Genomic DNA, 18,058 nt, shown 5'->3' with positions numbered 1-18,058 from the left:
AGCGGTATGGCAAACGGATTTCACATGTCGGCGGCAGTCATGTAATGTTCTTCCTGTCGCCGCGAGCGGGCCGCAAGGGCCGAGAGCGGAGACAGAAAAACCGAATAACAAGCACTCGTAGCTTAACGGATAGAGCATCTGACTACGGATCAGAAGGTTGCAGGTTCGAATCCTGCCGAGTGCACAGTTGTCCAGAGGCCTGAGGATCACTCCTCAGGGCCTCTGGTTTTTGCCTTGAGTGTCAGTGGGGGCCGGTAGCCATGGCCAGGGACCCGGCCACCCGTACCGCCTTCACGACCTCGCTCCTGACCCGAGCAAGCGTTTCCTTCAGCCGGCAGGCACGTCGCCGTGCGCCCGGCCCCTGGCGTGGAGATCAGCCGGCACTTCGGCACATCCCGGCGCCGCACCGGGGCGCGGCAATTGCCAATGTAAGAGTCCGTTTCGACTGCTGACGATCACGGCGGCATTGCGCATCATCGGCAGCCCTCGTGCCGTGGCAACCTGCCTGGTGACACAGCTATTTGGAGCCGGAGGTACACCGCGCGTGGCGGCGAAGACCAATCCCACTGTCAGGAGACGCCGTCTGGGGGCCGAGCTTCGCCGGCTCCGCGTGGCCAGCGGGTTGAAGAGCACAGAAGTGGCTGAGCGGCTCATGGTCTCCCAGCCCAAGATCAGTCACCTGGAGAACGGCAACCGCGCCATCAGCCCACGGGATGTGCGCGACCTGTGCGACATCTACGAAGTGATGGACGAGCATCTCATCGACTCCCTGATGGAGATGGCCAGGGAATCCGCGCAGCGGGGCTGGTGGCACCCCTACGGCGACCTCTCCGACCGTGTCTACATCGGCCTGGAGACGGACGCCGCTTCGCTGCACACTCACGCGCCCACGATGGTGCCCGATCTGCTGCAGACCCCCGCCTACGCCCAGGCTGTCATCGGGGAGACGGTCCCACGGCTCACTGCCGAACAGGCCGCCACGCAACTCAAGGTCCGGCTGCGCCGCCAGCATCGGATCTACGACCCGGCCTTCCCGCTGCGCCTGTGGGTCGTCCTCGACGAATCGGCGCTGCGCCGCGTCATCGGCAGCCCGGACGTCATGCATGAACAACTGGAGCACCTGAAAGCACTCAGCGCGGAGCCGAACATCACGGTGCAGGTCCTTCCCTACACGGCCGGCGCCCACCCGGGCCTGTCAGGACAGTTCTCCGTTCTGCGGTTCGCCGACAGCCCCGGGGCAGCGGTGGTGTACGTGGCGCGGTTCACCAGCGATCTCTACCTGGACAAGCCGTCCGACGTGCGGCACTACAACGCGATGTACGACCACCTCCAGGCGCAGGCCCTCACCCCGGTCAGCAGCCGCGAATTCATCACCCACCTCGCCGGGGCGTACGCCGACGCGGCGATCCATGCCTGAATGCGGGCGTCCCTGGAGGCGATCGCGGAGGATCCGAGTGGTCCAGTCGATCAGTGCCCTCACCGAGCTGTTCTCCGCCGGCCCGGTGTTCACCCGAACAGGCCGTCGGTGAGACACGGCAACCGGTCCAGGTCGCCCGTGCGTCAACGACCCCGGCGTATACACACCGGGGTCGCCCTTCCGGGCCGGTCGCACGTGAGAGTGTGCCGACCCTCTTCCATGCTATGCCCGGTGCACATTTCGGGCACAGGCTGTCTCGCGGCCCTCGTGGGTCAGGTCTCGTCGGTTTGCGTGCGGCCGTTTCCGGAGGACCGACTGGTGACCAGCCAGGAGCGCGCGGGTTCTGCTGCGCGGGCGGTGTCCACCGTCAGGTGGAGGCGGGTTCCGCCGGTTTCCGTGCTGACGGGATAGCTGCGCTGCTCGGACGAGGCGAAGCAGCGACGGAGAACCTCCGCGACTCGGCGGGCGGCCTCGGGTGACGAGGCGATGAGACGCACGTCGACGTTCCCGGCAGAGGGCGGTTCCGGTGACTCCACGATGTGACTCCGTTCCGGCCTGCCCACGGTTTCCGTCGGGGAACCGGCCGGATCATCCGTCGTGCCGCCCGGCTCGGCGTCGTCGACGGCGGGCGACGCGGAAGGCGTTGCCGCTCGTCGGTTCTTCGCCCGCAGGCGGCCGATCCCCGGCAGCGCATCGCCGTACCGATAGCCCGCGATCCTCGCGTCGTGCTGCGCGTTGAGCTGATGGATCAGGGCGGCTCCCATGACGATCAAGGCGATGATCAGTGCCGTCGTGACGACGGTCTCCACGTCCTCACCTCCCTCGTGCGGAGCACGCCGGAGAGGCCGTGTTCGGTGGAGGCTTCGACTCTGCTTTCGCGGTCATGGTGCGCACCTGTCCCCGGGCTCGTCATCGACGTTCCGGTCCTGTCGCTCGCCGAGAACGGCACCAGCATCTGACTCCGGTGTGCGAGGTGCTCCCGGTACTCCCGACCCTACTCCGCTGGAAGGCCCCTGCGGGTGGAGCGTCCGACCGGCCGTGCTCACCCACGACGCGTCCGTCCGGGGCACCTCGCGGGGACCTCGCCCTCGTTGCCGGGCGCCGTGTGCCTCCGGCTCGGTGAGCACTCGTCGGCTCCGGACAGTGCCTCGGGACGGGGCCGTACGGAGCCGGTGGGGGAGGAGGAGCGCACGGTGCGGGTTCATCAACCGACGGGAGGGTCCGTCGGCCCGGCCGAGGGGTACGCTCGAAGGTACCGAGGATATTTCGCGCACCGGCTGCCACGCTCGTGTCGTTTTCGGCGATCGAATAGGCCGGGCCGACCGTGGTCGCCCCGGGGCAGGGTCCGCGTCATGACTGCGACCATCTCCCGCTCGCCGACACCCGAGGACCGGCTCTCGTCGTCCTCTCCTGTTGCTTCCTCTCTCCGCCTCTCGCTGGCGCCTGCCGACGCCGCGCCGGCCCTCCTGGACGGCGCATGGTGGCCCCGCTCCCGCGATCTCGGGACGGAACTCCCGATGCTGACGGCCGCCCTGGAGCCGCTGTGGGGGCGGATCACCCGGGTCACGGTGAACCCCACCCACTGGCCGGTCGTCCCGCGCAAGGTGCCCGTCGCCGGGCACGTGGTGCACGTGGGCTGGTTCCTCGCCGAGCAGGACCCGCACGAACTGCTCCTGCTCTCCTACCGTGTGGGCCGCTGGAACCTCCTGGTGGTCCCGCCGCCGACGGACCCCGTCTCGGCCGCCTGGCTGATGTCCGCCGCGAGCAGCCCCCTGGGCACCTCGACCGCGAGCCGGCTGATGGAACAGGCCGCGCGCCTGCGGAAGGCGACGGAGAGCGACCGGTCCCTGGAGGCGGTCTGGGACTCTGAGGGAGGGCACGGGGCCCGCGATCCCGCCGTGTGGCCACGGATCCGGGCGGCCAGGGCCGAGCGCGGAGATCGAGCCGCGGTACCCGCCGCGACCCCGGGTCGGCCGACGGGGATGTGACGGCCATGGAAACCTTCGCGACCGTGGTCGTCATCATGGCGATGATCGCTCTGGGTGTGCTCCTCATCCGCCTGGCCAACCGGCAGCACGCGATGGGGCCGCCACCTTCCACCGAGGCCGCTGCTGGGTGGTCTGGGCGGCGACACGGCACCCGGAAGGGAGTGAGGTGAGTCCCCATGACCCCCATGACCCCCATGACCCCCGCCAGGCTCCTGGCGGACACCAACAGGGAGCCGATGGTCCCCGGCATCGCGGTCCTGCGGATGGAGACGACGCCGAAACGCACGGGGACGTTCGACGGCGCGTGGTGGCCGCGGTCACGTGACCTCGACAGTCAACTGTCCGGGCTGCTCGCGGCGTTGACCGACCGGCTGGGTCCGCTCGCCCGTGTCGGCCTCGACGCGGGCGCCTGGGACGAAAGACCGGGCCATCTGTCCGTGGACGGCCGGACCGTCCGCATCGACTGGTCGGCCGTCGGCGACGACACCATGATCGTCACTCGGGGCGACCAGGACCACTTCATGTTCCTGGTGATCCCTCCGCAGACGGCTCCCCCGCTCGCTCGCGCCGCGATGGCCATGGCTGTACGAGACGACAACGATGCCTCGGCCGAACGGATCCTGACCGCCACCGGCGTCAGCCCCGCCGACCGGACCCGCGTGCTGCCCGGTGCTCCCGGCTGGTAGCCGGCCGGACCGCTCATCGCGCACTCCGGCTCCGGAGCCCGCCTCCAGCCACCGCGTTCAGGGACCGAGGGCACCACCTCGGTTCATCGAAACAGGAGTCCATGCCTGTTCGCCACCGCGCACGCGCACCCCCATGTGTCCGAACAGAGGAGCCATGGCCCTTCCCCAACTGAATGTCTACCGGCACGAACGCAGCACCCGTGCTCTGATCACCCACGCGGGAGAGACGGACCTGGCCACGGCCGGGGCGCGACCGGGTCGGATTCCCGCTGCCGCGGGCGGTGCACGGTGACTCCCCCGCCCGGGCGGCAGCAGCCGTCGTCCGGTGACGGAAGCACATCGTCCGCCCAGGACGCGCTACGTCTGCGCCGGCTGAACCGCTGGCAGGCCGAGACCCTCCGGGAGGATCTGGCCGATCTGTACGTGGAGTCCTCCCGGGCGCAGCCCGGCGAGGGGTACCGGGGCCGGGAGGCGTTCCTGCGACGCCTTACAGAAGCCATCCGGCGGCCCGGTTTCGCCCTGCTGATCGCGGAGAGCACCGCTTTCGCCGGGTGCGTCTACGGGTTCCCGGTACGGCGCGAGGGGACGTGGTGGCGGGGTTTCGACGGGCCCCTTCCGCGGAGCGTCGAACAACTCACGGCGTCCGGGCACGTCTTCGCGATCACCGAGACAGTGGTTCACCCCCACGCGGACGACAAAGGCCTCGCCCGCCGCCTTCAGCACCGCCTGCTCGCCGACCATCACGCCTCGCTCGGGGCGACGTTGGTGGAACAAGCCGACTCGGCGGTCTGCAACGCCTTCCTGTCGTGGGGCTGGCAGGACATCGGGCTGGTTCGTCGGCCGTCGGACCAGCAACTCCTCCGGCCGTCGGACCCCGTGGTGCTGCGAGCCCTGGTCCTTCCCTTCGGGCTCGGGCCGCCTACGGCCACCCACCTGGACGGGCTCGCCCACGAGAACCGCACCCAGCGGCATGGCTGACGAACGGCACTCCGTGCGGTGCTTCCGGCGGGGCATCGCATGGCCGACGGCTCCGCCCGTTCCGGGGGTATGCCGCGCGGTCATAATTGCGAATCAGCGTATTAACACAGCGCTGTCCGCTGTCTGAATGAGTGGGGAACGCCCCTGTTTCATTGCTGCCGACGCAAGGATATTTCTGCGTAATATGCGGCAGCAGTGAAAAGGCTTTCCGGGTGATCGGTAGGGCCCGGGTATGCCACGGCCCCCACAGAAAATGGCCTTTTGATGAAGCTGAAAAACCCTCAAGTGGCCGGCCGCCGAACTCTGTCCGGTGTGCTGGCCTCCGCCCTCGCGGCGACGGTTTCCGCTGCGATGGTCTTCCTGACACCGACGGCCGCATCGGCGATCGCCTTGCCCGTACCTCTGGGCACAACCGCCAGCTACTCCGTTCTGGCGGGTCAGGGAGTCACCAACACCGGCAACTCGGTGCTCGCCCACGACCTCGGGACGCACCCGAGCCCGGCCATCACCGGATTCCCGCCCGGCCAGGTGGGAGGCGCCATCCACGCAGCGGACGCTGCGGCACTCCAGGCCAAGGCCGACCTGCTCGTGGCATACAACAACGCCGCGGGCCAAGCCGTGGACTTCGCACTTCCGGCCGGAATCGGCGGAGGTCCGGCGCTGCTTCCCGGCGTCTACCACGCCACAGCCGGTGTCGGCATCACCGGCGACCTGGTCCTGGACGGTCAGGGCAGCTCCGACGCGGTCTGGGTGTTCCAGATTCCTGAATCCCTGACGACGGCGACCTCCAGCCGGATCCTCCTCACCAACGGCGCTTCGGCGTGCAACGTGTTCTGGCAGATCGGCGAAGACGCGTCGCTCGGCGTCACCACCAGTTTCGTGGGCACCCTCATGGCCGAGAACTCGATCACCGTGAACCAGGGAACGAACGTCGAGGGCCGGTTGCTGGCTGAGGTAGGTTCTGTGACCCTCAACAACAACCGGATCTTCCTCGGCAGCTGCGCGGCCTCCACCACTGGTGGTGCGACGGCGGGAACGACCACCGGCACCACCACCGGCACCACCACCGGCACCACCACGGGCACGACCGCCGGCACGACCACCAGCGGGGGGCTTCTCGGCGGCGGCCTCGTCAGCGGTGGCCTCGTCACCGGTGGTCTCCTGGGCGGGCCCATCGTCGGGACCGGCGGCACCTCGGGCAACACCGCCGGCAACTCGTCCGGAAACACCGCGGGCAACACGGCCGGGAACAACGCGGGCAACACCGCCGGGAACACCACCGCCGGGAACACCACCGGCGGGAACACCGCGGGCAACAGTGCGGGGAACACCACCGGCGGGAACGGCCCCGGCGGGAACGGCCATGCGCCGGGCGGACCGGGCGGACCGGGCCACGGCGGCAACGGTGGCAACGGTGGCAACGGAAAGCCGGACCACGGCGGCAAGCTCGACCTCGGGCAGTACCTCCACCCCGGTCAGTCCGACCACGGCAAGTACGAGCACGGTCAGTCCGACCACGGCAAGTACGAGCACGGTCAGTCCGACCACGGCAAGGACGACCACCGCCCGGACGACCACCGCCCGGACGACCACGGCAAGCAGTCCGACGAGAACTTCGGTTACGACGACGTGCCCCAGGGCCACCAGGGCGACGACCACTCCAAGGACTACGAGGGCTAGACAGCGCACTGCGGTCGGTCCGCTCACGGGATGACGGCGCGCGGCGGGATTCTCAGCGAGTCCGCCGCGCGCCGTCGGTGGCAGCCGGCGAAAAGCCAGGCGCGAGCAGCTGATGAAGAAAGACAGGTAGGCGGTGTCGAGCGGAATCGACTCAGCGGACGTGCGGGAAATCCAGCAGTCCGACTCCGGTCCGGCCACACGGGAATGTCCTGACGCCCTGGCCGCGCCCCCCGGGCTGCCGAGAGGCGCCCGCGCACTGAAAGCAGGGCTGTACACCGCCGTGGCTCTGTGCTTGGCGGCGAGTTTCGTCCACGTATTCCTGGTTTTCCTTCACGTGGCACCGGCCAACACCGTCTCCAAGAGATACAGCCCGCTGATCAATGCATGGGTGTACCCCTTCTTCGAACAGAATTGGCGGCTTTTCGCTCCGGACCCCGAATCCGTCAACCGGCAGATTCTGGCGAGAACCGCGCACACCGGTTCCGACGGATCGGTTCGGGTGAGTCCCTGGTTCGACCTGACCGCGGTGGACCGCTCCGCCGTCGTGCACGATCCGCTCCCGAGCCACACGGCACAGAACATGTTGCGCCGCGCCTGGGCCGGCTACGTCGACTCGCACGGAGCGGACGACAGGGCGCGTACCGAACGCGCCCTGATGATGCAGAAGTACCTGGGCAACATCGCCGCGGACCGTGTCGCCGCCCGCGAGGACGGCGCCTTCGACTTCATTCAGCTCCGCGTCGTCACACGGCCCATCCCCGCGCCCGGCCCCGCCGCCGGCAACCGCCCGGCGACGCCGGTCGAGAACCGGCTGCTGCCCTGGTGGAAGGTGACCCGCCATGGAAAGTGACGCACAGAGGTCCGCGTCCGTCGGCGCCGGCCGGTGGCTCGCCGACCGGATCACCGCCGGGTGGGACTTCCTGACCGGCCGCCCGGTCTCCTTGTACGCGGCGTCGGTGCTGCGTATCGGCTACGGACTGCTCTACCTGATCTTCCTGCTGCGCGAGTTCCCGCACCGTGACGAGATCTGGGGTCCGGGTTCCGCGTGGACGCCCGCCCTGGCACAGCAGCTCTTCGAGCAGACGGGCTGGTTCAGCGTTCTGACCCTGTCCGACAGCCGTGCCTACTTCGAGCTCTGCTACGTGCTGGCGCTGGTCACGGCCGCACTGTTCATGCTGGGCTGGCGAACCCGTGCCCTGTCGGTCCTCTTCGCCGTTGTGGTGACCTCGTTCCACAGCCGGGCGATCTTCATGACGGACGGCGGCGACAACCTGGTCCTCCTGATGTCCCTCTACCTCGTCCTCACCGCGTGCGGCCGACGCTGGTCCCTGGACGCACGCGCAAACAGGCTGAAGGCGGTCCGTGCGAGCAGCGGGTCGGAACCGGCCGGGAATCCCTTCGCGCGGCAACTTCGCGACGCCCGAACCGCTTTGATCACGGTGGTGCACAACTGCGGCATGTTCGTGATCGCGGTGCAGGTCTGCGTTCTCTACGGTTCAGCCGGCCTGTACAAGGTCCAGGGAGCTTCCTGGGGCGGCGGCACCGCGCTCCACTACGTCCTGAACCTCGAACTGTTCCAGCCCTGGCCCGCCATCTCCCACTTCGTAGACGAGTACCCGCTCGTGGTCGCCGTCGCCGGCTACCTGACCGTGCTCCTGCAAGTGGCCTTCCCGTTCGTCCTCTTCGGCAGGCTCAAGTACCCCGTACTGGCCATGCTGCTGGGCTTGCACATCGGCATCGCCGCACTCATGGGGCTGCCTCTCTTCTCCGGCGCGATGATCGTCGCGGACGCCGTGTTCCTTCCCGACCGCTTCTACACCTTTCTGCCTCATCTCTGCCGACGCGTGGTGCAGCGGACGGACAGCAGCGGGTCGGTACCCGGGCCAGCAGCAGGACCCGGGACCGTGCCCGCGCAAGGCGGGCCCGGCGTACTCGGCTCGAAGCATCGAGTCGTACTCCCCGCAGGGCGGAAGGACGCCACGCTCCCCGAGCCCGCGTCCACCACCCAGGTGCCCCCGAAAAGCAGTTGAGTCGGAACCGAGCTGGACAATCTCGAAGGGCCCCACTGCAAGTAGTGGGGCCCTTCCACGGCAGGGGCCAGGTCTGCTGAGGCTGGGACGGGCGCGGATAGTCGGCTGGTCCGGATTTGACGGCAGTCCTGACGGCAACGACGGCAACGACGGCACGCAGAGGCACACGGGGCGGTGCCGACAGCTCCGTCGAGGACGAGGACGAGGAAGAGGCAAGCGGCACTGACAACGGCCCCGGACCAGGTGGAGCGGGCGGTGCCTCGCTGCTGGGCCGGGAGAGCCGCGATCGAGGGCGTCCTGGCCGGACGGTGTCAGGAGTCCGTCCGCGCAGGTGCTTGGGCCGTCCGCGGGACGTCGAGAGCGCGCCCGGCGCGAGGGGCGAGACATGACCGGCCCGGGCCCTTTCCGTCGGTGAGGGGGGAGGGGAGACTGTCCGGCATGCCCGTCTCGTTGCATCACATCGTGATCGATGCTCATGATCTGCCCGGTCTCGCCCGGTTCTGGGCCGAGGTGCTGGGGTGGCGGATCCTGTCCGAGCGGGAGCGGGAGGTGGTCATCGGGGTGGACGAGGCGGCTCCGGTGGGGATCTGCTTCATGCCGGGGCCGGATCGCAAGGTGGGCAAGAACCGGCTGCATCTTGATCTGACGTCCGCGGCGGAGGACCGGGAGGCGGAGATCGAACGCATCCTCGGGCTCGGCGCTCGCAGGGCGGACGTCGGGCAGAGCGGCGACGAGTCGTGGACCGTGCTGGCCGATCCCGAGGGGAACGAGTTCTGCGTGGTCCGCCCGAAGACGACCCTCGTTCAGTAGACGATGACTCTCCAGCGCTCGACCCACAGCAGCCACGCGCCCCCCGTGCCGCGTACCTGGACGCGGTCGGGTTCCACCTGGCAGGCGGTTCCGTAGAGCGTGGCCTCGGGGAGGTCGACCCTGACGACGTCGTGGACCTCGAGGTCGTCCTCGACGGGGCGGGTCCATGTGTGGGCACAGTGATCGCAGCCGTAGCGGACCACATCGCGTCCCGCGAGGGTCGACGGGCTGCCGTGGCGGACCGCCTCGACGAAGCACCGGGGGCACGGGTCGGCCGTGTGTGCGCCTGCTGATCGGGACATCGTTCGATCCTGCTGTACGGCGGAGAAGGGCGGCAACCGCAATCAGTCGCCTCCAGGCGGAGTTCCTCCCGGTAGGTGTGGGCGAGGGTGGTGGCACGGGTGAACCAGTCCGTCAGGACGGCGGTCTCCTTGGGGGAGTAGTCCGCGAAGAGGGCGTTGAGACGGGCGTAGTACGGCTCGTAGAGGGCGTGGACGCGGGCGACTGTCTGGCGGCGCTGGTCACCTGGGGGCTGCATGTCGCCGGGTGGGGGAAGCCGCCGGGGGTTCGGCCGAGGTCGGAGTGGGGGATGCGGGTCCGGGACCCGTGGGCCCGGGGCGGTCATCCGGGGTGTGTCGGATGCCGGCTCGCGGGGCGTGCGTCCAGGGTCCCGGCCGTGGTGTCAGTGCCTGGGCCTACCGTGGTGGGTGATGGCACAGGCATGGAAGTGCGCGGGGTTGCGGTGGTCGGCGGAGGGGCCGGAGCTGAGGTGGGACGGAGGGCGTCGTAGCCCGCTGTCCTGGGGGAAGCGGGTCTCCTTCGCCGTGGTGGAGGGAGCTGTGCGGGAGTGTGCCGGGGCTCGTGGGCACGCGTGTCCCCGGCGGGTGGTCGTGCCGGGGAGGAGCGCGGGCGGGCGGTGCGAGGAGTGCGCGCGGCTGGACCGGGCGCACTCGGTGGCCGCGGACCGGGTCGCCGACGACCCGCGGCCGTACCGCGTGTATCTCGCGTGGTTCGGGCCCGGTCTGGTCAAGGTCGGGATCACGGCGGTCGAGCGGGGCCCGGCGCGGTTGCTGGAGCAGGGGGCCGTCTGCTTCAGCTGGCTCGGCGCAGGGCCCCTGATGGCCGCCAGGCGCACGGAGGAGTTGCTGCGGGCCGCTCTGCGGGTGCCGGACCGCATTCCCTACGCCCAGAAGCGCGCGGTACGGGCGGCGCTGCCGGAGACGGAGGGGGAACGGGCCGAGGAGATCGGCGCGGTGTACGCGCGGGCCGTGGAACTGGGCGGCTGGCCGGAGTCGTTGGAGCGCGCGCCCTTCCGACCGGTCGATCATGTGCGGGCGTTCGGGCTGGCCGGAGCACCGGCGGCGGTCGGAGAGGTGGGCGAACTCGTCCCCGGGGGAGCGCTGGACGGTGAACTCGTGGCGGCAGCCGGGCCCGATCTGCATCTCGCCGCCCCGGGCGGAGTGGTCGTGCTCGACACGCGGTTGATACGGGGGTGGCCGCTGATGCCGGTGGTGGGCGGTGAACCCGGCTTCCCGGTACGGCACTTCGAGGCCGGGGCGGACCATCGTCAGGACGGGCTGTTCTGAGAGGCACGCGCGCACCCGCGACGCGCCGGGCAAAGAGTTGGATCCCGGAAGGATCCCTTTAGGCAAGGAGGCTGGACCGGGGCGGTGCGCCCGGTCGATCGTGGGTGACATGAGCGAACAGCGCGTAGCACCTGTTGCCGCCTTTCAACCCCCCTACTACGCCGTGGTCTTCACCTCCCTGCGCACCGAGGGGGACGCGGGGTACGGCGGGACCGCCGAGCGGCTGGGCGAGCTGGTCAAGGACGTCCCGGGGTTCCTGGGCGAGGACTCGGCGCGCACCCCGGGCGGACTCGCGATCACCGTCGCGTACTTCCGCGATCTGGACGCGATCGAGCAGTGGCGGATGCAGCCCGAGCACCGGATGGCCAAGGAGTACGGACGTGCGCACTGGTACGAGCGGTACTGCTTGCACATCGCCAAGGTGGAACACAGCCACGGGTATGAGCGGACCCCCCAGGCGATCCTCACGGAACACACGTCCTGAGGGCCGCACAGCATGCCGTACCGGGCATACCGCCCCCGGCGGTCGATGCGGAGCAAACGGTTCCCAGGTGTTGCCTGAGAGGTGCCTGTGCGTTTCTCAGGGAAATCACAGATTAGTGAAAGAGTGCTCTCAGGGGACCCGGTCAAGGTGTTCACCATGACCACGACCTCGCCCCAGGGGCGCACCGAACTGCTGAGGCCGGACGGGAGCCCCGTCCGAGTGCTTGTGGTGGACGACGAGCTGTCGATCACCGAACTGCTGTCCATGGCCCTGCGCTACGAGGGATGGCAGATCCGGAGCGCGGGAGACGGCACGGGTGCCATCCAGACCGCGCGGGAGTTCCGTCCCGACGCCGTCGTCCTCGACATGATGCTCCCCGACATGGACGGGCTGACCGTCCTGGGGCGGCTGCGTCGTGAGTTGCCCGAGGTGCCGGTGCTGTTCCTGACGGCGAAGGACGCGGTCGAGGACCGGATCGCCGGCCTCACCGCCGGCGGCGACGACTACGTCACCAAGCCGTTCAGCCTCGAGGAGGTCGTGGCGCGGCTGCGTGGGCTCATCCGGCGCTCCGGCGCCGCCGACCGGCGCTCCGACTCGGTGCTCGTCGTCGGCGACCTCACCCTCGACGAGGACAGCCACGAGGTGTCGCGGGCCGGGGACAACATCCACCTGACCGCCACCGAGTTCGAGCTGCTGCGCTTCCTCATGCGCAACCCGCGGCGCGTGCTCAGCAAGGCCCAGATACTCGACCGCGTCTGGTCGTACGACTTCGGCGGTCAGGCCAACGTCGTCGAGCTGTACATCTCCTACCTGCGGCGGAAGATCGACGCGGGACGCGAACCGATGATCCACACCCGGCGCGGCGCCGGGTACCTGATCAAGCCCGCCGTGTCATGAGCGGGCGACGACGGCCGCGTGCGCAGAAGAGACGAGCGGGACAGCCGCGCACCCTGCGGACGCGGCTCGTCGTCGTGTCCGTGACCCTGATCGCCGTCGTCTGCGCGGTGATCGGCGCGGTGACCACTCTGGTGCTGCGGGATCACCTGTACGGGCAGCTGAACGGCGCCCTGAAGGAGGTCGCCGCGCGTGCTTCGGGCGGGCCCGTCGGAGGCCCCGGCGGCAAGGGCGACAGCAGCGCCAAAACCGACGGGCCCGAGCAGCAGCAGACGACCCGGATCGACCAGTTCGTCACCCAGGGTCCGCAGCCCGGCGGCAGCACCCTCGCAGCGAAGGTCGAGAACGGCTCCATCACCAGCGCCGTGGTCGGCGAGAAGAAGAACGACGACAACAACATCCCGCAGATGAACGCGGACCCCCTCTCCGAAGCCGCGATCAGAGCGCTCGGCTCGGTTGCGCAGGACGGTAAGCAGCACACCGTCGACATCCCCGGGCTCGGCACGTACCGCGTCCAGTACGTCGACGGCAACAAGGGCACCTACTACGTCGGGCTCCCCACCTCCGACGTCGACGGCACGATCAGCACCCTGATCCTGGTCGAGATCAGCCTCACCGTCTCGGGCCTCATCGCCGCCACCCTCGCGGGCACCGTCATGGTCAGTGTCGCCACCCGCCCCCTCCGCAAGGTCGCCGCGACCGCCACCCGGGTCTCCGAACTCCCCCTGCACACCGGCGAGGTCAATCTCAGCGAGCGGGTGCCCGAGTCCGAGACCGACCCGCACACCGAGGTCGGACAGGTCGGAGCCGCGCTGAACCGGATGCTGAACCACGTACACGGCGCGCTGCACGCCCGCCAGGAGAGCGAGATGCGGGTCCGTCAGTTCGTCGCGGACGCCAGCCACGAGCTCCGTACGCCGCTCGCCTCCATCAGGGGATACGCCGAGCTGACCCGGCGCGGCCGGGAAGAGGTCGGACCCGACACCCGGCACGCCCTCGGGCGCATCGAGTCCGAGGCCGGCCGGATGACCTTCCTCGTCGAGGACCTGCTCCTGCTCGCCCGGCTCGACGCGGGCCGCCCCCTGCAGTTCGAGCAGACCGACCTGGTCCCGCTGGTCATCGACACCATCAGCGACGCCCGCGCCGCCGGACGCGACCACGTCTGGCGCCTCGAACTTCCCGACGAGCCCGCGCTCGTCTCCGCCGACGCGGCACGCCTTCAACAGGTTCTCGTCAACCTGCTCGCCAACGCCCGGACGCACACCGCGCCCGGTACGACCGTCACCGCACGCGTGCAGCGCCGCGGGCCGTGGCTCTGCGTGGACGTCCAGGACAACGGTCAGGGCATCCCGGCCGATCTGCTCCCGCACGTCTTCGAACGGTTCGCCCGCGGTGACTCGGCGCGCTCCCGTACCACCGGTTCGACCGGTCTCGGCCTCGCCATCGTGCAGGCCGTGGCGACCGCGCACGGCGGCGCCGTCACGGTGGACAGCGTGCCCGGACAGACGGTCTTCACCGTGCATCTGCCGGCCCTTGCCCCCGCCGTTCCCCAGCCCTCCCCCGAAACGAACTGGCAACTCGACTCACAGGTCGAGCACAGTGCCACCACATGGGTGCAACAGGGCGCCTGACGAAAGTCGATGTCATGCGAACCGACTCTTCTCCCGGCACCCTGCCGGCGCGGGAGCACCTCCCGGCCGCCACAGCCGGTACGCCTGTCCTGGACGTAGTGATCCCCGTCTACAACGAGGAGAAGGACCTCCAGCCGTGCGTCCAGAGACTGCACGACCACCTGACGCGTACGTTCCCGTACTCCTTCCGCATCACGATCGCGGACAACGCGTCGACGGACACCACCCCCGTGGTGGCGCAGCGGCTGGAGGCGCGCATCCCGGAGGTCAAGAGCTTCCGGCTCGAGCAGAAGGGCCGCGGCCGTGCGCTGCGGACGGTCTGGTCGGCCTCGGACGCCCCGATCCTCGCGTACATGGACGTGGACCTGTCCACCGACCTCAACGCGCTGCTGCCGCTGGTGGCACCGCTGATCTCCGGCCACTCGGACCTGGCGATCGGCTCCCGGCTGGCCCGTAGCTCCCGTGTGGTGCGCGGGCCGAAGCGGGAGTTCATCAGCCGCGCCTACAACCTCATCCTGCGCGGCTCGCTCCAGGCCCGTTTCTCGGACGCGCAGTGCGGGTTCAAGGCGATCCGGCGTGATGTCGCACAGATTCTGCTCCCGCTGGTGGAAGACACCGGCTGGTTCTTCGACACTGAGATGCTGGTGCTCGCCGAACGTGCCGGCCTCCGTATCCACGAGGTGCCGGTCGACTGGGTCGACGACCCGAACTCCACGGTGCACATCGTGAAGACGGCGACGGACGACCTGAAGGGGGTATGGCGCGTGGGCCGGGCGCTGGCCACCGGTTCGCTCTCCCTGGACCGGCTGACCAGGCCGTTCGGTGACGACCCGCGCGACCGCGACATCATGGACGTACCCAAGGGCCTGGCCCGCCAGCTCGTCGGCTTCTGTGTCGTGGGTGGCCTCTCCACCCTCTTCTACCTGCTGCTCTACACCGTGTTCCGGCAGTTCGGCGGATCGCAGATCGCCAACGCGCTGGCGCTGCTGGTGTCGGCCGTCGCCAACACCGCCGCCAACCGCCGGCTCACCTTCGGGGTGCGCGGCCGGGGCGGGGCCGTCAAGCACCAGGCCCAGGGCCTCGTCGTCTTCGGCATCGGACTCGCGCTGACCAGCGGCTCGCTCTTCGCCCTGAACACGGCGACCTCCAGCCCCGCGCACTCCACCGAGCTGGCCGTGCTCATCGCCGCCAACCTCGCGGCGACCGTGCTGCGCTTCCTGCTCTTCCGCGTCTGGGTGTTCTCCGACCGGCGCGAGGGCGACGAGCCGGCGAACGGCGTGCCGGCCGCCCCCCGCGCCTCCGCGGCGGCCCCCGGCGCATCCGCCCCCCGGGCCTCGGCGCCGGCCCCCGGCGCATCCCTCCCCCATGCCTCCCCACCGGTGTACCCGACCGGCGCTCCGCAGGCCGGCGGCCCGTCCGCGCCGCTGCCGCAGCGGCACATCCTGCACCCGCACGACCACGACACGACCGCTCAGTTCCGCGCCGGCGAAGCCGCGGACGGCACCTGGAGGGACGCCACCATGCAGATGCTGCCGGTGCGCCGCCCCCATGACACCGACCCGGGGGACGCCCGATGACCACCGACCTCGATCAGACGACCGCCTGGGATCCGCCGCCTGCCACGGCGCCGGCCGGCGCGGATCCCGACGCCCGGGAGACCGCCGTCCCGGCCCCCGGGTCGGGTGAGCCGAAGCAGCCCCTGCACCGCAGACTGTGGCGCGGACGCCCCGAGGACCCCCGCTGGGCGCGCCCGGCCTTCCTCGCCCTGCTGGCCGCCACCCTCCTGCTCTACCTGTACGACCTGAGCGCCTCCGGCTACGCCAACTCCTTCTACTCCGCGGCCGTCCAGGCCGGCAGCCAGAGCTGGAAGGCCCTGTTCTTCGGCTCGCTGGACGCGGGCAACGCCATCACCGTCGACAAGCCCCCGGCCGCACTGTGGCCGATGGCGCTGTCGGTCAGGCTCTTCGGCCTGAACTCGTGGGCGATCCTCGTCCCCGAGGTGCTGATGGGCGTCGGCACGGTCGCCGTCGTGTACGCCTCGGTGCGCCGCCGGTTCAGTGCCGGGGCCGGTCTGATCGCGGGCGCCGTGCTGGCGCTGACGCCGGTCGCCGCGCTGATGTTCCGGTTCAACAACCCGGACGCGATGCTGGCCCTGCTGATGGCCGTGGCCTGCTACATGGTGGCCCGCGCGCTGGAGGACGGCCGTACGAAGTGGCTGGTGTGGGCCGGCGTCGCGATCGGTTTCGCGTTCCTCGCCAAGACCCTCCAGGCCTTCCTGATCCTGCCGCCGCTGGCGATCGTGTACGCGGTGTGCGCGCCGGTGGGCCTGAAGAAGCGGTTCGGCCAGCTGGCCGTCGCCACCGGCGCGCTGATCGTGTCCGGCGGCTGGTGGGTGGCGATCGTCGAGCTGTGGCCGGCCTCCTCCCGCCCGTACATCGGCGGCTCGCAGAACAACTCCTTCCTGGAGCTGACCTTCGGCTACAACGGTCTCGGCCGCCTGAACGGCGAGGAGACCGGCAGCGTCGGCGGTGGCGGTGGCGGCGGAGGCACCGGCCAGTGGGGCGAGACCGGCTGGGACCGGATGTTCAACTCCGAGATCGGCGGCCAGATCTCCTGGCTGCTGCCGGCCGCGCTGGTCCTGCTGGCCGGCGGTCTGGTGGCCACCCGGAAGCTGAAGCGGACGTCGACGACCCGCGGCCTGTTCCTGGTGTGGGGCGGCTCGCTGCTGATCACCACGGTCGTCTTCAGCTACATGGCGGGCATCTTCCACCAGTACTACACGGTGGCCCTCGCTCCGTACATGGCGGCCGTGATCGGCATGGGCGCGGGTCTGCTGTGGGAGAAGCGGTCCGAGCTGTGGGTGTCGATCACCCTCGCGGCCTCGGTCGTCGCGGCGGCGTCCTGGTCGTACGTCCTGCTCGGCCGCACCTCCGACTACCTTCCCTGGCTGAAGTGGCTGGTGCTGATCGGCGGTCTGACCGCCGCGCTCGGCCTGACCTTCGCGGGACGGATCAACCGCCGGCTCGCCCTCGCGGCGGCCTCGGTGGGCCTGGTGGCTGCGCTGGCCGGACCGACGGCGTACACCGTCAGCACGCTCCAGGAGGGCCACACCGGTTCCATCGTGACCGCCGGTCCGTCCGGCGCGAGCATGATGGGCGGCGGCGGCCCGGGTGGCGGCGGTGGCGGTGGCCGAGGCGGGTTCGGCGGTGGCCAGAACCAGAACGGCAACACCCAGAACCAGGGCCAGGGCCAGAACCAGCAGGGCGGCGGCACCGGCGGCTTCCCCGGCGGGGGCATGCCCGGCCAGAACCAGCAGAACGGCAACGGCGGCACGCAGGGCCAGGGTCAGAACCAGCAGGGCGGTCCCGGCGGTCAGACCGGCGACGGCGGCGGCATGGGCGGCGGTGGCGGTGTCGGCGGTCTGCTCAACGGCGCCTCGGTCACCGACGAGGCCAAGAAGCTGCTGGAGGCCGACTCCGGCGAGTACACCTGGGCGGCGGCCGCGATCGGCGCCCAGAACGCCGCGAGCTACCAGCTCGCCACGGGTGACGCGGTGATGGCGATCGGCGGCTTCAACGGCACCGACCCGTCCCCGACGCTGGCGCAGTTCAAGCAGTACGTGACCGACGGCAGGATCCACTACTTCATCAGCGGTGGCTCCGGCGGCGGCATGAGCGGCGGCAGCGACGGCACGTCCTCGCAGATCACCTCCTGGGTCACGGCCAACTTCAAGAAGGTGACGGTCGGTTCGGCCACCTTCTACGACCTGACGCAGAAGGCGAGCAGCTGACGTTCGGCGTGCAGTGAGCAAGGGCGGTGACCGACCGAGGTCGCCGCCCTTCTCCATGTCCCGGACAACTCTGTTGTACGGCGT

17 protein-coding genes and 1 tRNA gene are annotated in these 18,058 nt (G+C 70.0%); 16 read left to right on the top strand and 2 right to left on the bottom strand.

Going from position 1 to position 18,058, the window contains the following annotated elements:
- Window positions 1-111 precede the first annotated feature (111 nt).
- Together QF030_RS21105 and QF030_RS21100 are read left to right on the top strand one after the other, a co-directional pair.
- Window positions 112-184: transfer RNA gene (locus tag QF030_RS21105), tRNA-Arg, on the top strand.
- A 360-nt stretch (window positions 185-544) separates the two neighbouring features.
- On the top strand, window positions 545-1,417 hold the full coding sequence (locus tag QF030_RS21100; RefSeq protein ID WP_307164215.1) for a helix-turn-helix domain-containing protein: 873 nt from the start codon (window positions 545-547) through the stop codon (window positions 1,415-1,417).
- Between the two features lie 272 nt (window positions 1,418-1,689).
- Here QF030_RS21100 and QF030_RS21095 read toward each other — a convergent pair whose 3' ends face one another.
- Complete coding sequence (locus QF030_RS21095) at window positions 1,690-1,953, bottom strand: hypothetical protein (protein ID WP_307167638.1); 264 nt, start codon at window positions 1,951-1,953, stop codon at window positions 1,690-1,692.
- Between the two features lie 816 nt (window positions 1,954-2,769).
- On the opposite strand from QF030_RS21095, the gene QF030_RS21090 reads away from it, so the two are divergent.
- The 7 genes from QF030_RS21090 to QF030_RS21060 all read left to right on the top strand — a co-directional run bounded on the left by QF030_RS21090 (window position 2,770) and on the right by QF030_RS21060 (window position 9,589).
- Window positions 2,770-3,405, top strand: a complete 636-nt coding sequence (locus QF030_RS21090; protein WP_307164214.1) for a DUF5994 family protein — start codon at window positions 2,770-2,772, stop codon at window positions 3,403-3,405.
- Between the two features lie 176 nt (window positions 3,406-3,581).
- Window positions 3,582-4,091 carry a DUF5994 family protein gene (locus QF030_RS21085; protein ID WP_307164213.1) on the top strand — a complete coding sequence of 170 codons (510 nt, stop codon included), beginning with the start codon at window positions 3,582-3,584 and terminating at the stop codon, window positions 4,089-4,091.
- A gap of 288 nt (window positions 4,092-4,379) precedes the next feature.
- Complete coding sequence (locus QF030_RS21080) at window positions 4,380-5,069, top strand: hypothetical protein (protein ID WP_307164212.1); 690 nt, start codon at window positions 4,380-4,382, stop codon at window positions 5,067-5,069.
- Window positions 5,070-5,381: 312 nt separating this feature from the next.
- The gene (locus QF030_RS21075) at window positions 5,382-6,749 is read left to right on the top strand and encodes an ice-binding family protein (RefSeq protein ID WP_307164211.1); all 1,368 of its coding nucleotides are present in this window, start codon (window positions 5,382-5,384) and stop codon (window positions 6,747-6,749) included.
- Between the two features lie 217 nt (window positions 6,750-6,966).
- Window positions 6,967-7,599 (top strand): DUF5819 family protein, encoded by a 633-nt coding sequence (locus QF030_RS21070; protein ID WP_373428907.1) that lies wholly within the window; start codon window positions 6,967-6,969, stop codon window positions 7,597-7,599.
- Entirely contained in the window at window positions 7,589-8,779 is a 1,191-nt protein-coding gene (locus QF030_RS21065) for an HTTM domain-containing protein (protein WP_307164209.1), read from the top strand. The genes QF030_RS21070 and QF030_RS21065 overlap by 11 nt, the downstream gene beginning before the upstream one ends.
- Before the next feature lie 438 nt (window positions 8,780-9,217).
- A complete protein-coding gene (locus tag QF030_RS21060) occupies window positions 9,218-9,589 on the top strand; it encodes a VOC family protein (RefSeq protein WP_307164208.1) in 372 nt (123 codons plus the stop codon).
- On the opposite strand, the gene QF030_RS21055 is transcribed toward QF030_RS21060, so the two are convergent.
- On the bottom strand, window positions 9,583-9,891 hold the full coding sequence (locus QF030_RS21055; protein WP_307164207.1) for a hypothetical protein: 309 nt from the start codon (window positions 9,889-9,891) through the stop codon (window positions 9,583-9,585). The genes QF030_RS21060 and QF030_RS21055 overlap by 7 nt on opposite strands.
- Window positions 9,892-9,968: 77 nt before the next feature.
- On the opposite strand from QF030_RS21055, the gene QF030_RS21045 reads away from it, so the two are divergent.
- The 7 genes from QF030_RS21045 (at window position 9,969) to QF030_RS21015 (ending at window position 17,974) form a co-directional block, all read left to right on the top strand.
- The gene (locus QF030_RS21045) at window positions 9,969-10,379 is read left to right on the top strand and encodes an HGxxPAAW family protein (protein WP_373428906.1); all 411 of its coding nucleotides are present in this window, start codon (window positions 9,969-9,971) and stop codon (window positions 10,377-10,379) included.
- Window positions 10,300-11,175: a DUF2797 domain-containing protein gene (locus QF030_RS21040; RefSeq protein WP_307164206.1), complete on the top strand. Its 876-nt coding sequence runs from the start codon at window positions 10,300-10,302 to the stop codon at window positions 11,173-11,175. Before QF030_RS21045 ends, QF030_RS21040 begins: the two co-directional genes overlap by 80 nt.
- 109 nt (window positions 11,176-11,284) lie before the next feature.
- Window positions 11,285-11,659, top strand: a complete 375-nt coding sequence (locus QF030_RS21035) for an antibiotic biosynthesis monooxygenase family protein (protein WP_307164204.1) — start codon at window positions 11,285-11,287, stop codon at window positions 11,657-11,659.
- 156 nt (window positions 11,660-11,815) lie between these two features.
- Window positions 11,816-12,556, top strand: coding sequence for a response regulator transcription factor (locus QF030_RS21030; RefSeq protein WP_020131327.1), 741 nt, complete (start codon window positions 11,816-11,818; stop codon window positions 12,554-12,556).
- Entirely contained in the window at window positions 12,553-14,184 is a 1,632-nt protein-coding gene (locus tag QF030_RS21025) for a sensor histidine kinase (protein ID WP_307164203.1), read from the top strand. Before QF030_RS21030 ends, QF030_RS21025 begins: the two co-directional genes overlap by 4 nt.
- 14 nt (window positions 14,185-14,198) lie before the next feature.
- Window positions 14,199-15,761, top strand: a complete 1,563-nt coding sequence (locus tag QF030_RS21020) for a bifunctional glycosyltransferase family 2/GtrA family protein (RefSeq protein ID WP_307164202.1) — start codon at window positions 14,199-14,201, stop codon at window positions 15,759-15,761.
- The gene (locus QF030_RS21015; RefSeq protein WP_307164201.1) at window positions 15,758-17,974 is read left to right on the top strand and encodes a glycosyltransferase family 39 protein; all 2,217 of its coding nucleotides are present in this window, start codon (window positions 15,758-15,760) and stop codon (window positions 17,972-17,974) included. The genes QF030_RS21020 and QF030_RS21015 overlap by 4 nt, the downstream gene beginning before the upstream one ends.
- Window positions 17,975-18,058 lie beyond the last annotated feature (84 nt).

It is taken from the genome of Streptomyces rishiriensis (assembly GCF_030815485.1).
In the GTDB taxonomy this organism is placed as follows: Bacteria; Actinomycetota; Actinomycetes; order Streptomycetales; family Streptomycetaceae; genus Streptomyces; species Streptomyces rishiriensis_A.
The sequence above is the reverse complement of the archived record's forward strand: the minus strand, read 5'-3'. Positions and strand labels throughout refer to the sequence as shown.

Excerpts from the sequence above, each read along its gene's own strand:
- QF030_RS21090 (WP_307164214.1), top strand. The coding sequence starts at position 2,770 with ATGACTGCGACCATCTCCCGCTCGCCGACACCCGAGGACCGGCTCTCG.
- QF030_RS21085 (WP_307164213.1), top strand. The coding sequence starts at position 3,582 with ATGACCCCCATGACCCCCATGACCCCCGCCAGGCTCCTGGCGGACACC.
- QF030_RS21065 (WP_307164209.1), top strand. The coding sequence starts at position 7,589 with ATGGAAAGTGACGCACAGAGGTCCGCGTCCGTCGGCGCCGGCCGGTGG.
- QF030_RS21060 (WP_307164208.1), top strand. The coding sequence starts at position 9,218 with ATGCCCGTCTCGTTGCATCACATCGTGATCGATGCTCATGATCTGCCC.
- QF030_RS21055 (WP_307164207.1), bottom strand. The coding sequence starts at position 9,891 with ATGTCCCGATCAGCAGGCGCACACACGGCCGACCCGTGCCCCCGGTGC.
- QF030_RS21040 (WP_307164206.1), top strand. The coding sequence starts at position 10,300 with ATGGCACAGGCATGGAAGTGCGCGGGGTTGCGGTGGTCGGCGGAGGGG.
- QF030_RS21035 (WP_307164204.1), top strand. The coding sequence starts at position 11,285 with ATGAGCGAACAGCGCGTAGCACCTGTTGCCGCCTTTCAACCCCCCTAC.
- QF030_RS21030 (WP_020131327.1), top strand. The coding sequence starts at position 11,816 with ATGACCACGACCTCGCCCCAGGGGCGCACCGAACTGCTGAGGCCGGAC.
- QF030_RS21025 (WP_307164203.1), top strand. The coding sequence starts at position 12,553 with ATGAGCGGGCGACGACGGCCGCGTGCGCAGAAGAGACGAGCGGGACAG.
- QF030_RS21020 (WP_307164202.1), top strand. The coding sequence starts at position 14,199 with ATGCGAACCGACTCTTCTCCCGGCACCCTGCCGGCGCGGGAGCACCTC.
- QF030_RS21015 (WP_307164201.1), top strand. The coding sequence starts at position 15,758 with ATGACCACCGACCTCGATCAGACGACCGCCTGGGATCCGCCGCCTGCC.